10 protein-coding genes are annotated in these 13,922 nt (G+C 71.9%); 8 read left to right on the top strand and 2 right to left on the bottom strand.

All coding sequences use genetic code 11. The features are described 5' to 3' along the window. The first annotated feature begins 10 nt into the window (after positions 1–10). The 5 genes from ACFV2X_RS17085 to ACFV2X_RS17065 all read left to right on the top strand — a co-directional run bounded on the left by ACFV2X_RS17085 (position 11) and on the right by ACFV2X_RS17065 (position 7,941). Positions 11–1,603: a carboxyl transferase domain-containing protein gene (locus ACFV2X_RS17085; protein ID WP_385616926.1), complete on the top strand. Its 1,593-nt coding sequence runs from the start codon at positions 11–13 to the stop codon at positions 1,601–1,603. Positions 1,604–1,711: 108 nt separating this feature from the next. Continuing rightward, on the top strand, positions 1,712–3,013 hold the full coding sequence (locus ACFV2X_RS17080) for an acetyl-CoA carboxylase biotin carboxylase subunit family protein (RefSeq protein WP_385616924.1): 1,302 nt from the start codon (positions 1,712–1,714) through the stop codon (positions 3,011–3,013). Continuing rightward, the gene (locus ACFV2X_RS17075; RefSeq protein WP_385616922.1) at positions 3,010–4,878 is read left to right on the top strand and encodes an IucA/IucC family protein; all 1,869 of its coding nucleotides are present in this window, start codon (positions 3,010–3,012) and stop codon (positions 4,876–4,878) included. Before ACFV2X_RS17080 ends, ACFV2X_RS17075 begins: the two co-directional genes overlap by 4 nt. A gap of 43 nt (positions 4,879–4,921) precedes the next feature. Beyond that, complete coding sequence (locus ACFV2X_RS17070) at positions 4,922–6,673, top strand: IucA/IucC family protein (protein ID WP_385616920.1); 1,752 nt, start codon at positions 4,922–4,924, stop codon at positions 6,671–6,673. Beyond that, positions 6,670–7,941, top strand: coding sequence for a type III PLP-dependent enzyme (locus ACFV2X_RS17065; protein ID WP_385616918.1), 1,272 nt, complete (start codon positions 6,670–6,672; stop codon positions 7,939–7,941). The genes ACFV2X_RS17070 and ACFV2X_RS17065 overlap by 4 nt, the downstream gene beginning before the upstream one ends. On the opposite strand, the gene ACFV2X_RS17060 is transcribed toward ACFV2X_RS17065, so the two are convergent. After that, positions 7,928–8,713 (bottom strand): glycosyltransferase family 2 protein, encoded by a 786-nt coding sequence (locus ACFV2X_RS17060; RefSeq protein WP_385616916.1) that lies wholly within the window; start codon positions 8,711–8,713, stop codon positions 7,928–7,930. The two genes, ACFV2X_RS17065 and ACFV2X_RS17060, sit on opposite strands and share 14 nt — an antisense overlap. Before the next feature lie 40 nt (positions 8,714–8,753). Then, positions 8,754–9,794 carry a hypothetical protein gene (locus tag ACFV2X_RS17055; RefSeq protein ID WP_385616914.1) on the bottom strand — a complete coding sequence of 347 codons (1,041 nt, stop codon included), beginning with the start codon at positions 9,792–9,794 and terminating at the stop codon, positions 8,754–8,756. A 51-nt stretch (positions 9,795–9,845) separates the two neighbouring features. On the opposite strand from ACFV2X_RS17055, the gene ACFV2X_RS17050 reads away from it, so the two are divergent. From ACFV2X_RS17050 to ACFV2X_RS17040, 3 genes are all read left to right on the top strand, one after another. Continuing rightward, complete coding sequence (locus ACFV2X_RS17050) at positions 9,846–10,040, top strand: hypothetical protein (protein WP_385616912.1); 195 nt, start codon at positions 9,846–9,848, stop codon at positions 10,038–10,040. Beyond that, on the top strand, positions 10,037–11,482 hold the full coding sequence (locus tag ACFV2X_RS17045) for an MFS transporter (protein ID WP_385616911.1): 1,446 nt from the start codon (positions 10,037–10,039) through the stop codon (positions 11,480–11,482). Before ACFV2X_RS17050 ends, ACFV2X_RS17045 begins: the two co-directional genes overlap by 4 nt. A 200-nt stretch (positions 11,483–11,682) precedes the next feature. Beyond that, positions 11,683–13,866 (top strand): RICIN domain-containing protein, encoded by a 2,184-nt coding sequence (locus ACFV2X_RS17040; RefSeq protein ID WP_385616909.1) that lies wholly within the window; start codon positions 11,683–11,685, stop codon positions 13,864–13,866. Positions 13,867–13,922 lie beyond the last annotated feature (56 nt).

Here is a 13,922-nt window from a genome sequence, read left to right as displayed (position 1 = left end):
GGGTGTGACCATGACCGGAACGAACCCCCGCACATCAGCCCTCCAGCTGATCGAGACCGTCGTCGACCCCGACAGCTGGCGCCGCTGGGACGAGCCGGTCGACATCACGACGGACGACCCCGACTACCGGGCCGACCTGGAGCGGGCCCGCGAGCGCACCGGTCTCGACGAGTCCGTCATCACGGGTGAGGGCCGTATCGAGGGGCGGCGGGTGGCCATCGTGGCCTGCGAGTTCCGCTTCCTCGCCGGGTCGATCGGCGTCGCGTCGGGGGAGCGGCTGGTACGCGCCGTGGAACGGGCGACGGCGGAGCGACTGCCCCTCCTCGCCGCGCCCGCGTCCGGCGGTACGCGGATGCAGGAGGGCACGGTCGCGTTTCTGCAGATGGTCAAGGTCGCCGCGGCGATCACCGACCACAAGGCCGCCGGCCTGCCCTACCTCGTCCATCTGCGCCACCCCACGACGGGCGGAGTGCTCGCCTCCTGGGGCTCGCTGGGACACGTCACCGCCGCCGAGCCGGGCGCGCTCATCGGCTTCCTGGGGCCGCGGGTGCACGAGGCGCTGTACGGAGAGGAATTCCCGCCGGGCGTCCAGGTCGCGGAGAACCTGATGGCCCACGGCCTGGTCGACGCGGTCCTCCCGCCCGAGCGGCTGTCGGAGGTGGCGGCGCGGGTGCTGCGCGTTCTGTGCGGGGACGCCGCCGCTGTGGCGAACGGGGCTGTCCCGGCGGCGGGGCCGTCCGGCCCTGCCGCCGGGACCGGGCTGGAGGCGGGGGTGGGCCCGGGGCGCGGTGGGCCCAGCGCCGAGGAGTCGATCCGGCGGTCGCGGCGGGGGGAGCGGCCCGGGGTGCGGGACTTGTTGCGCGCCGCTGCCGAGGATGTGAGCCCCCTCAGCGGTACGGGCGCGGGGGAGCACGACCCGGGGCTGCTGCTCGCGCTCGCGCGCGTCGGCGGGACTGCGTGTGTCGTCCTCGGGCACGATCGGGCCGCGCGCCACGGGGGCGCGGCGGCCGACGGGCCCGGCGGGGGACAGCCGCTCGGCCCCGCCGGGCTGCGCACCGCGCGCCGTGGCATGCGCATCGCCGCCGAGCTCGGGCTTCCGCTGCTCACGGTCGTCGACACCGCGGGCGCGGCCCTGAGCCGGGAGGCCGAGGAGGGCGGGCTTGCCGGGGAGATCGCCCGCTGTCTGGCCGATATGGTGACCCTCCCCGCGCCCACCCTCTGTCTGCTGCTCGGCCAGGGCGCGGGCGGCGCCGCGCTCGCGCTGCTCCCCGCCGACCGGGTCCTCGCGGCGCGCCACGCCTGGCTGTCCCCGCTGCCGCCCGAGGGCGCCTCCGCGATCCTCTACCGGACCACCGAGCGGGCGTACGAGATAGCCGACCGGCAGGGCGTACGCTCCGCCGACCTGCTCGCTCACGGCATCGTCGACCGAATCGTAGAAGAGGGGGCAGAGGACGCGGGGGCACACGAGCCCGCGTACGACTCCTTCCTCGCCCGCCTCGGCGACACCCTCGGCGCCGAACTCGCCGCGCTCCGCGCCCAGGACCAGGACGAGCGGCTGGCCGCCCGCCGGGCGCGGCACCGGCGCATCGGGCTGCCGCGCTGACTGGGCAGCGCGCCGGGCTCGCGGAGTTGACGGCGCATCGGGCTCAAAAAGGAGCAGACGGGTGAGACGAATTGGCGGTCTTAGGCATGCCTAACCTAATCTCGGGTCGTGAACGAGAATGATCTAGACGGGGCATTCGGCCTGCCCTCAGAGACCGCGACGCGCCTCTGTCTCCTCGCCCTCAACCCCACCGACTCCGTCACCGAGGGCTTCCTTCCCGCCGCGGCCCGGCTCGGCCTCGCCGTCACCCTCCTCACCGACCAGCCCGACGCGCACCGGCGCGCGTACGAGCGCCACGCGTCGGCCGGGGGCGTGCTGCCCGAACTCGATATCGCGCACTGCGACGTCCGGGACTTCCGCGAGGTCATCGGCCGTATCTCCGCTGATATGCCGGAGGCCGGAGACCAGGCCCGCCCCGTCGCGATCTTCACCAACAGCGACCACCTCCAAGTCCAAGCCGCCCTCGCCGCCGACTACTTCGGCCTGCCCGGCAAGGACTGGCGCGCCGCCCTGCGCACCAAGAACAAGGCCGAGCTGCGCCGCAGCCTCGCCGCCGCCGGCGCCGACACCCTCTGGTGCGCCGAACTCGCCCCCGACCAGGACCCCTCGGCCCACCCCTGCCTCGTCGGCCCGGGCGTGCCCTACCCCTGCGTGCTCAAGCCGCGCGAGGGCGTGGCCAGCGAGGACGTGGTGCTCGTCGCCGACGCGGACGAACTGGCCGAACGTGTTCGCGAGATACGAACGCGGCGGCCCGAGGCGTATCTGGTGGTCGAGGAGTTTCTTGAAGGCCCGCTGCAGACGCTGGAGACCATCGGAGACGGCCGTACGCTGCACACCCTCGCGGCCTTCCGTACCGACATCTCCGCGCCCCCGTACTTCATCGAGGAACGCCTCGAACTGCTCCCCGCCCCGCCCGAGCCGCACACCGGCCAGGTGCTGGACCAACTGCGGGCGCTGGGCGTGGGGTTCGGCGCCTGTCACACCGAGTACGTGGTCCAGGGCGACCGCGCCCGCCTCATCGAGGTCAACTACCGCGCCATAGGCGACCAGTGCGACCTCGTACTCGCCGAACTCCTCGCCATCCCCCTCTTCGAGCACATCCTCCGCACCCACCTCGGCGCCCCCCTCCCCACCGACCTCGGCGCCCGCACCGACGGCAGGGTCCGCATGGAGTACGTCATGGCCGACCGCCCCGGCCGCCTGGCCACCGCCCCCGCGGCGAGCGTCCGCGTCCGCGACGGCGTACGGCTCGACTACCGCCCGCTGCGCGAGATCGGCGAGGAACACCCGCTCTACGGCACCAACCGCGACTTCCTCGGCGTACTCCGCGCCACGGGGACCGACCAGCGGCGGATCGACGAGGCGGTGGCCGGGTTCCTGGCGGCCAATGAGTGGGTGATCGCGCCATGATCCGCGCGGATGAGGAAGCGGCGGACACCACGGGCGCGGCGGACACCACGGGCGCCGCTGACGTCTTCGAGGCGGATCTGCTGGCGCGTGTCCTCGACACGCTGCTGAGGGAAGACGCGTACGGGCTGCGCGGCCGCGCCCAGACCGTACGGCGTGCCGACGGCGAATGGCTGCGGGTCGTCCTCACGGACGGCGGGGGAGTGCTGCTGCCGGTCGAACCGGACGGCTTCCAGTGCGAGATCCGGGTCCGGCGGCCGGCCCAGCTGCTGGTGGAGGGGGAACCGGACGACACCGCCCTCACCACCCTCGACGGGGTCCTCGCCCGCCTCCGCCACGCCGCCGACCCCGACGACCGGGGCCGCTACGACGCCTTCGTCGTCGAGTGCCGCCGCACGCTGGACGCCGTGCGGCTGCACGCCGACATCCGCCCCCGCGTCGTCGAGCGGCTTGTCGCCGCCTACGGCAGTGAGCCCGCCGAGCAGTGGGCAGGGGTGCGTGGGTCGCTGGCGTACGACACGTTGGCCGCCTTCCGCGACCACCCCGTCTACCCCACCGGCCGCGCCCGACTCGCGCTGAGCGACGCCGAACAACGCGCTCACGCACCCGAGTTCCACCCGTCCTTCCGGCTGCGCTGGGCCGCGCTCCCGCGCGAGGCGGTGGCCGGTGATACGGCGCGGCTGCCCGACTGGTGGCCGACGCCCGGGGTGCTGGGCCTGCCGGGTGGCCTGGACGACAGCCATCTCGCCTTTCCGGTTCATCCGCTGAGCGCACCCCGCATGCTGGCCATCGGTCTGCGCGCCACCCACCTCACGGACCGGGCCCACCTCGCCGACGACGCGTGGCTCGACGTACGGCCCACGCTCTCCACGCGTACCGTCGCCGTCACCGACGACCCGCTCACCCACCTCAAACTGCCGCTCGCCACCGCCACCCTGGGCGCGCGCAACCGCCGCACCATCAAGCCAGGAACGCTCGCCGACGGCCACGCGGGGCAGCTGCTCACGGAGGCGGTGCTCGCGCGTGAGCCGCGGGTGGCGGAGGGCGTGCTGCTCGCCGACGAGGGTACGTATCTGCACGCCGGGCACGAGTTTCTGGCCGCGCTGGTACGGCGCTACCCGCCCGGTCTCGACGGCTGCCAGGTCGTGCCGCTGGCGGCGCTGCTCAGCCCCGCACCCGGGTCCGCGCCCGGAACCGGGCTCGTCGTCGACACCCTGGCCGACCACTACTGCGGCGGCGACCTGTTCGCGCTGCTCGACGCCTACCTCACCCTGCTGTTCGACGTGCACACCACCCTCTTCGCGTACGGCGTCGCGCTGGAGTCACACCAGCAGAACACCTCCCTCGTCCTCGACACCGAACACGGCCGCCCCCGGGTACGGCTGCTGCTCAAGGACCACGACGGCCCGCGTGTCCACCCCGCCCGGCTGGCGGACGCCCTCGGCGCCGACGAGGCCGCCCGCCTCCTGGGGGGATTCGACGACCCCAGGATCCTGACCGACGGCGACGGGCCGGTCGCCGATGTGTTCGCCACCATCACCGTGCATCTGTGCGCCGGCGCCCTCGCCTTCGAGCTCGCCCGGCTCGGCCGGGCCCCGCTGGACACGCTGCTGCGGCTGATACGCGACCGGCTCGCCGAAGCCATTGACCGGCTCGACCGGCTCGACCGGCTGGGAAACGACCGGCCCGGCGCGCCCGGCGCCGTGCTGCGCGCCCTCGTCCTGGACGCGGAGCGGCTGCCGGTCAAGGCCATGGTCACCGCGGGCAGCCTGTTCACCAAGCAGCGCTCCGGGGCCGCCGACATCAACAAGCACTACGTCACCGGGCCCAACTACCTCCTCCCGGGCCACCTTGCCCGCGGCCGATGAGCGCCGCGCCCTCCTCCACCTCCACCCCCGCTGGAGTCGCCTCATGACCACATCCATCTCCCCGTCCGACACCAACACCGGAACCCTCCCCGCCCTCCCCGCCGATCACGTCGTCGCCCACACCCTCCTCAACTGCCTGCTCCGCGAGGTGTCCGGGCCGGAACACCAGACCGTCGTGGCCGACGGCCACCTACGGCTGCGACTGCCCCGCTGCGGTGTGCTGCTGCGCGTCGCGCTGCGCCGCACCTCCCTCATCGGCGCACACCGGTTCACCGGCCCGGTCACCGAGGAGCGGGACGGCGCGTGGGCCGAGGTGTCCTGGCGTACGCTCGCCGAGTACATCCACCGGGAGCTGCGGCTGCGCACCGGGGTGCGCAACGACGAGTTCCTGGAGCAGGTGGCCTCCAGCCACGCGGGCGTCACGGTGGCCCTGGAGAGCCGGGAGCGTACGGGCGCGGCCCCGCACCACCACACCGACGGCGACCCGCACCTCACCTACCTCGCCTCCGAACAGTCGCTGCTGTTCGGCCACCGCTTCCACCCCACCCCCAAGGCCCGCTCCGGCAGCGCCGACTCCTGGGCCCGCTTCGCCCCCGAGACCGGCGCCCGCTTCCCCCTCCACCACCTCGCCGTACGCCGAGAACACGTACGCGAGGAGGCAGTGTCCACCGCGGCCCTCGCACCCCTCGACCGGCAGCGCCCCGTGCCCGACGGCTACCGCCTGCTGCCCGTGCACCCCTGGCAGTACGCCATGCTGCGCGACCACCCCGAGCTGCGGGCGGCGGTCGCCCGCGGCGATGTCCTGGACCTCGGCCCCGGCGGGCCGGACTTCGCGCCCACCGCGTCCGTCCGCACGCTCTACGACGGACGGGACTTCCTGAAGTTCAGCCTGAACGTCCGGATCACCAACTGCCTGCGCAAGAACGCCGAGTACGAGCTGTCCGGGGCGGTCGCCCTGACCCGGCTGCTGGAGCCGCTCGCAGCCGACCTGGCCGCCCGCTTCCCGGGCGCCGCGCTGCTGCGCGAGCCCGCGTACCGGACGCTGGACCTGGGCGGCGAGCTGGAGTTGATCGAGGGCTTCGGGGTGATCGTGCGCGAAGGGCTCGCCGCCCGGCTGCGCCCCGGGCTCACCGGGCTGCTCGCGGCGGCCGTCGCCGACGAGTACCCCGCCCCCGGCGGGGCGCGGGTCGCCCAGCTCCTCGGCGACACCGGGCCCGGACACGCGCTCGCCTGGTGGGAGGCGTATCTGGCGCTGCTCGTACCGCCCGTCCTGGCCGCCTACTTCGACCACGGCATCGTCCTCGAACCCCACCTCCAGAACGTCGTCGTCGGCGTCGACCCCTCCGGCCTGCCGCGCCAGGTACTCTTCCGCGACCTCGAAGGCACCAAGCTGCTGCCGGAACACCACGCGGCGGCCCTCGCCGCGCTGCCGCCCGCGCTGGCCGGCCCCATGACGTACGACCGTGAGCGCGGCTGGGACCGCGTCGTGTACTGCCTGCTGGTCAACCACCTCGCCGAAATGCTGGCCGCCCTCGCCGACCGCCACCCGCACCTGGAGCCCGAGTTGTGGTCGGCGGTCCGCCGGGTCCTGGACGAGCGTGGCGCGGCACACGACGACCCGCCCGCCCTCCGCGCCCTGACCGCGGGTGTCCCGCTGCCGGCCAAGGCCAACCTCCTCACCCGCTGGGCCCGTAAGGCCGACCGCCACGCGGGTTATGTCCGCATCGCCAGCCCGCTCGCCTCCGACCTGCTGTCCGAGGCGGCCTGCGTCGTAGCCCCCGGGAGCCCCCGATGACCACCATCGACACCAGCGACACCACCGCACCCCTCACCGGCTCCGTGGCCGCCCTCGCCGACACTCTGACCGGCGACGACCTCCCCGCGTACGTCTACGACCTCACCGCCCTCGCGGAACACGCCGAGGCCGTACGGGCCGCCCTGCCGCCCGCCGTCGAGCTGTACTACGCGGCGAAGGCCAACCCGGCCCCCGAGATCCTGTGCGCCCTCGCCCCCCACGTCACCGGCTACGAGGTCTCCTCCGGCGGCGAGTCGGCCCACGTCCGCGAGGCCGTCCCCGCCCACCCGCTGGCCTTCGGCGGGCCGGGCAAGACCGAGGCCGAGCTGCGCCGGGCGCTGAAGCTGGGCGTGGAGCGCTTCCACGTCGAGAGTGAGCACGAGCTGCGCCAGCTGGCGGCCCTCGCCGCCGAGGAGGGCCGCACGGCCGACATCCTGCTGCGCGTCAACCTCCCCGTCGCCGACGACGCCCTGGGTGCCGCCGCCCTCGCCATGGGCGGCCGCCCCAGCCCCTTCGGCCTCGACCCCGACCACATCGCGGAGCGCTGCCTCCCCCTGCTGACGCCGGGCGGCCCCCTTCGCCTGCGCGGTATCCACGCCCACCTCGCCAGCGGCCTCGACGCCCCCGCCCTCCTCGCGGTCGCCACCCGAATCACCGACTGGACGCGCGACCTCTCCGCCCGCCACGGCCTGCGGCTCACCGAGGTGAACGTGGGCGGTGGCATGAGCGTCGACTACGCCCGCCCCGACCGCCGCTTCGACTGGGCCGCGTACGGCAGGGGCCTGGCCGAGATCGCCGAGCGGAACCCGGAACTCACCCTGCGGATCGAGCCCGGCCGGGCGCTGACCGTCTACTGCGGCTGGTATGTCACCGAGGTCCTGGACCTCAAGCACAGCGGTGGCGAACCCTTCGCCGTCCTGCGCGGCGGCACCCACCACATGCGCACCCCCGCAGCCAAAGGCCACGACCACCCCTTCGCCGTGCTCCCCACCGACACCTGGACCCGCCCGTGGCCACGCTCCGGTGTACGGGACGAGCCGGTGACCCTGGTCGGCCAGCTGTGCACACCGAAGGACGTCCTGGCGCGGCGGGCGCGGACCGGGGAGCTACGGGTCGGGGACCGGGTGGTGTTCGCGCTGGCGGGCGCGTACGCGTGGAACATCTCGCACCACGACTTCCTGATGCATCCACGGCCCGGCTTTCATTACGTGGGCGGAGAATCCGCCGCGTCTACGGGGAGGCGGAGGGAAGACCTCAGGAGTGGTTGAACAGGCGGTTCGTCCCCACGCCCATCATGGCCCGCAGCGCGCGGGTGTGTTCTTCGATGATGCGCATACGGGCCTCCCACTCCGGGCCTTGGGAGTGGAACGGATGCTGGGTGATCTGATCGGCGTGCTTGCGGTAGAGAAGGCCGACCTCGTCGTGGAACCACCCGTCGGCCAAGGTGTCGAGCCCGAGGAGCAGGCCGGTGTCGCCTGACGCCGGCAGCGCCATCCACCCACCGAGGACCAGCATGAGATCGCGGCGGGCGCAGAGCGTTGCGGGGTGGACCTGGGCCCGCTTGTTGAGCTGCCAGTACTGCCACACACTTCCCGCCGGGAGCACGCCGTTTTCCGGGTCGCCCTCGAAACCCACGGTCGACCCGTCCGGGAGGAGGTCCAGCGCCCGCGACGTGGTCCACCCCACCTCGGGATAACGAGTGAGGACGTCGATATCCCGGGCGAGCGCGCCCGGCGTCAGGCGGTCATCCGCGTCCAGAACCTTGATGAACTCACTTTCCCCGGAGACGCAGCTGCGGGCGAACGCCATCGTCCGTGCGACCTGAGGGCCACCGCGACGCGAAAAGTCGATGGATATTCGGGGGTCGTCGCCAGGGAGGTGTGCGGCGGCGTTAACGCCTTCGCCGTCTTCTTGCACCAGCCACCGCCAATCCCAGCCCTCGGGAAGCTCTTGCTGAGCGAGCGATGCGTAGGCTTCCGGCAAAAGGGACACGGCGGGTCCGTGCACAGGAGTGACGAGGGAAACGAGGCGGCGGCTCACTGCAACTACTCCTCAAGGCTGGCCATGCGAGACGCCCAGGTTAGGCGCGGCCGACGCGCGGAGCGAGCCAGGTTGCGAACTGTTCTCCCAGCTCCGCCCGGGCCGTTTCGATGACGGTGGCCGGGTCGTTCACCGGGGCAAGCCCGAAGTGCCGCTCCAGCCAGGCGATGTATTCCCCGCGGCCGGGGCTCTCCTCGCCGTCACGGAAGGCGATACGACCACTATCGTCCCACGGTTCGCCGTCGAGGGAGGCGAGGAACTGGAGGAATTCCCGCAGATCGCGGGCGATGAGATGCACTCCACCTTCGCTGCTCAGCATGGCGACGGGGAGGGCGGCCAGGTCGGTCCGGTCGTCGACGCGCCACAGGACGTACAGCGCGTCACTGCTGTTCGCCACGGCGAACGGAACCAAACTCTCGGCGAGCTCCGGATTCTCCGGGGCCTCGCCGTATCCGTACTTCCCGAATTCCACCGCCATTCCGAATCCGGTCGCGTAGTTCTCATCGAGCTCCTCCTCGAACTCCCTGAGGAGATTCAGCTCATGGCAGGGCGAGTACACGGCCTCCGGGATCAGCGGATATACCCAGGTCGTGAACGCCTTGCCCAGCTCCACGAGGGCCGCTTCGACGCTGTCGTACGCGTCGTCCAGCGGCGCCAGGCCGAAGTGCCGGTCCAGCCAGGCGAGGTACTCGTTCCGGCAGGGGGTCGGCTCGCTGTTGCGGAAGCCGAGAGGCTCGCCCCAGTCGCAGCAAGGCTCCTCTTCCAGCGATGCGAGGAATTGGAGGAATTCCCGTATGTCGCGGGCGACGAGGTGGATTCCGCCTTCGTCGCCGAGTATGGCGACGGGGAGGGTGGCCAGGTCGGTCCGGTCGTCGATGCGCCACAGCGCATACAGCGAACCGCTGCCGTTGGCCTCGGCGAAGAGGATCAAACGGTCCTCGAGCTGCGGGTCTTTGAGGAATGTGTTGTCGCGTCCGAATGTGGTGTCCAGCGAGAACCCGGCGGCGTACAAGTCGTCGACGCTGCCTTCGAACTCCGCGAGCAGGTTCAGTTCGGGGATGGGCGAGTACGTGTCCGTCATGAACCCGAGACCCTACCCGTGCGGGCCGACAGCGAGAGGGGTAAGTTACAGGTGGCTCACCAGTCCCTACCGGATGCCACCGGCCTCGATCCGGTGCAGATCAAGACGTTCATGGCGTACGGAATGCTGCTGAACACCAACGCCGCCCTCGCCACCGCGGACATCGACGCCGACTGGGCACGTCAGGCGACCACCCGCAGCCACGCGGGCCTCCTCTCACACCTCACCACCGAGACGAACCGATGACCGCGAGCGGCACCACGCCCGCAGCCACCCCCGAGCGCCGGACGGTGCCGTTGGTGCCCGCGCTGATGTTCATCGCGCTCGTCGTCGCCGTCGTCGGCAGCCTCGGCGCGCCGCTGATCACCTCGGTGGCGGGGAAGTTCGATGTGTCGCTGGCCGCCGCGCAGTGGACGCTCACCGCCCCGCTGCTGGTCGGCGCGGTCGCCACCCCCGTGCTCGGCCGGCTGGGCACTGGCCCGCGCCGCCGCCAGGTCATCCTGGCCACGCTGGCCGTGGTCGTGGTGGGCAGTCTGCTGACGGTGGTGCCGCCGTCGTTCGGCTGGCTGCTGGCCGGGCGGGTGGCCCAGGGGGCCGGGCTGGGGCTCACGGCGCTGATGATGGGTGTCGCCCGCGACCATCTGCCCGCCGAGCGCTCCGGCCCGACGATCGCGCTGTTGTCGGTGGCTTCCACGGTCGGCATCGGTGTCGGCTATCCGCTGGCCGGGTTGCTGACCGATATGGCCGGGCTGCGCGCGGCGTACGGGCTCGGCCTGCTGATCACCGCGGTGGCGCTCGCCACCGCCTGGTGGTCCGTACCGCAGCCGCCGGCCGGCCGTGCGTCGGCGGTCGACGTGCCGGGCGCGACGCTGCTGGGCGGCGGCCTGATCGCCCTGCTCCTGACCATCAGCCAGACCACCGTATGGACCGATCACCCGGCGCTTGCCGGAGCCCTCCTGGCCGTGGCGGCCGCGCTGCTCGGCGCCTGGGTGCACCGCGAACGCCGGTCGCGCGCCCCGCTGGTGGATCTCGCCCTCCTCCGCAACCCCGCGGTGGCGGGGGCGAACGCGGTCATGCTGCTCGGCGGCATCGGCATGTATCTGTTGCTGACGCTCGTCACCCGCTATGTGCAGACGCCGCGGTCGGTCGGCTACGGGTTCGGTGTCGATGTCTTCGTCGCGGGCCTGGTGCTGGTGCCCTTCTCCGCGCTGGGGTTCGCGGGCGGAAAGCTGGTGCCGCCGCTGCGCAAGCGGCTCGCTCCGGCGACGGTGCTCGCCGTCGGGGGCGCGGCCGTGCTGGTGGCGCTGATCCTGTTCGCCCTGATCCGGAGCCGGTTGTGGCTGTCGTTCGCGGTCATGGGCGTGCTGGGTCTTGGCGTCGGTGTCTTCTCGGCGGCCATGCCGGCCGCCATCCTCGCCGTCACCCCCGCCGAGGAGACCTCCAGCGCGATGAGCTTCAACCAGGTGGTCCGCAGCGTCGGCTTTTCGATCGGCAGCGCCCTTGGCGGGCTGACTCTGGCGGCCGCGACTCCGACCGGTGCGGCGTTCCCCACCGATACCGGATATACGACAGCGGCCTGGCTCGGTACCGGGGCGATGGCGGTCACCGTCGTCACCGCGCTCGCTCTCCGGCAGACATCTCGACGAGATCGTCGGGATCCCGCCGCGCGTTCAAGTCTTTTGGGGTGATCCTCGGGAGAAACCCTTTGCTTGCTTCACCTCTTGACGTCTTTGGTTCAGACCTTTAGGTTCACCCATCGCCGCCGGCCATTCGCCGACTGCCCCCCACGGCGACAGGAGGACCTGTGCTCCGAACCTTGCGTCAGGTCAGAGAGGGCAGCGGCAGTCGCAGCCGCCGCCACAGACATGCCCGCGCCACACGTGCCTCGATGGCGGCCACCCTGGTCGCGTTCTCGGCCGCGTCGCTGCTGACCGCCACCCCTTCCCGGGCAGCCGCAACCGCAGACGCAACCGCAACCGCGGCCGCCGCACTGCCCACCGAGTGGGCCACCGTCGTGAACGGCGGCAGTGGCAAATGCCTGGACGCCCGGTCCGCCGCGACCGCGAACGGCACCGCCGTGCAGCAGTACGGCTGCAACAACTCCACCGCCCAGCAGTGGAGTTTCACCGCGACGAGCGACGGCTACGTCCGGATCAACAACCGTAACGACGCCAACCAGGTCGTCGATGTGACCGACGTGTCCACCGCCGACAACGCGCCCCTCCAGCTGTGGACCTACGGAGGCGGCGACAACCAGCAGTGGCAGGCCGTGGACGAGGGTGGCGGCGCGTACCACTTCGTCAACCGGCACAGCGGCAAGTGTCTGGACGTCCCCTCCGCCTCGACCGCGGACAGCGTGCAACTGGTCCAGTACACCTGCAACGGCACCGCGGCCCAGCGGTTCCAGGTGGCGCCCGTGTCCGCCCCGCCCGGCGGCGATGTGGACCTCGGCCCGAACGTCGTCGTCTTCGATCCGTCCATGCCGTCGGCCACCATCCAGAGCCGGCTGAACTCCATCTTCCAGCAGCAGGAGACCAACCAGTTCGGCTCCCAGCGCTACGCGGTGATGTTCAAGCCGGGCACCTACAGCAACGACGTCAACGTCGGCTTCTACACCCAGGTCCTGGGACTCGGCCAGTCACCCGACGCGGTGACCATCAACGGCGCGGTCCACGCCGAGGCCGACTGGTTCCAGGGCAACGCCACCCAGAACTTCTGGCGCGGCGCCGAGAACCTGTCGGTCACCCCCAACGGCGGCACGGACCGGTGGGCGGTCTCCCAGGCCGCCCCGTACCGGCGGATGCATCTGCGCGGCAACCTCGCGCTGGACGACGGCGGCTGGTCCAGCGGCGGCTATCTGGCCGACAGCAAGATCGATGGGCAGGTGCGGTCCGGCAGCCAGCAGCAGTGGCTGACCCGTAACGCGCAACTCGGCAGCTGGACCGGGTCCAACTGGAACATGGTCTTCGTCGGCAGCCAGGGCGTACCGGGCAACAGCTTCCCCAACCCCCCGTACACCACGGTGGACCGCACCCCGGTGTCCCGCGAGAAGCCCTTCCTGTACGTGGACGGCTCCGGCGCCTACAAGGTGTTCGTACCGTCCACGAGGACCGACTCCTCGGCCACCAGCTGGGCCGCGGGCAACGCCTCCGGCGCCTCCCTCCCGCTGGACGACTTCTACGTCGTGAAGCCCGGCGCGACCGCGGCGCAGATCAACACGGCCCTGGCCGTGGGGAAGAACCTCCTGGTCACCCCCGGCGTCTACCACCTCAACGAGACACTGAAGGTGACCCGCGCCGACACCGTCGTCCTGGGGCTCGGCCTCGCCACCTTCGTCCCGGACAACGGCATCACCGCCATGACCGTCGCGGACGTCGACGGAGTCAAGATCGCGGGCCTGCTCTTCGACGCGGGAACGGCCAACTCGCGCACCGTGATGGAGGTCGGCCCCACCGGCGCCTCCGCCTCCCACGCCGCCAACCCGACCTCCCTCCACGACGTGTACTTCCGCGTCGGCGGCAGCGGCGTCGGCAAGGCCACCACGAGCCTCGTGGTCAACAGCGACAACGTCATCGGGGACCACATGTGGATCTGGCGCGCCGACCACGGCAGCGGCGTCGGCTGGACCAGCAACACCGCGGACACCGGGCTCGTCGTGAACGGCGACGACGTGGCCATGTACGGCCTGTTCGTCGAGCACTACCAGAAACACCAGACGGTCTGGAACGGCAACGGCGGCCGCACGTACTTCTACCAGAACGAGATGCCCTACGACCCGCCCAACCAGGCGGCCTGGATGAACGGCTCCACCCAGGGCTACGCCGCCTACAAGGTGGCCGACTCCGTCACCAGCCACCAGGTCTACGGCTTCGGCAGCTACTGCTACTTCAACGTCAACCCGGGCGTCACCGCCGAGCACGCCATCGAGGCGCCGAACAACCCCAACGTCCGCTTCAAGGACATGGTCACCGTCTCGCTGGGCGGCACCGGCACCATCCGCCACGTCGTCAACGACCGCGGCGGCCCGTCCAACTCCGCCACCAACGTGGCCAACCTCGTCGCCTATCCGTAACGGCACCGGCAACGGAAAGGAGTTCCCGTGTCCAACATCCGACGCACCACACCGTC

Source organism: Streptomyces sp. NPDC059679 (assembly GCF_042734105.1).
GTDB lineage: Bacteria > Actinomycetota > Actinomycetes > Streptomycetales > Streptomycetaceae > Streptomyces.
The sequence above is the reverse complement of the archived record's forward strand: the minus strand, read 5'-3'. Positions and strand labels throughout refer to the sequence as shown.

Excerpts from the sequence above, each read along its gene's own strand:
- ACFV2X_RS17085 (WP_385616926.1), top strand. The coding sequence starts at position 11 with ATGACCGGAACGAACCCCCGCACATCAGCCCTCCAGCTGATCGAGACC.
- ACFV2X_RS17075 (WP_385616922.1), top strand. The coding sequence starts at position 3,010 with ATGATCCGCGCGGATGAGGAAGCGGCGGACACCACGGGCGCGGCGGAC.
- ACFV2X_RS17070 (WP_385616920.1), top strand. The coding sequence starts at position 4,922 with ATGACCACATCCATCTCCCCGTCCGACACCAACACCGGAACCCTCCCC.
- ACFV2X_RS17065 (WP_385616918.1), top strand. The coding sequence starts at position 6,670 with ATGACCACCATCGACACCAGCGACACCACCGCACCCCTCACCGGCTCC.
- ACFV2X_RS17055 (WP_385616914.1), bottom strand. The coding sequence starts at position 9,794 with ATGACGGACACGTACTCGCCCATCCCCGAACTGAACCTGCTCGCGGAG.
- ACFV2X_RS17045 (WP_385616911.1), top strand. The coding sequence starts at position 10,037 with ATGACCGCGAGCGGCACCACGCCCGCAGCCACCCCCGAGCGCCGGACG.
- ACFV2X_RS17040 (WP_385616909.1), top strand. The coding sequence starts at position 11,683 with ATGGCGGCCACCCTGGTCGCGTTCTCGGCCGCGTCGCTGCTGACCGCC.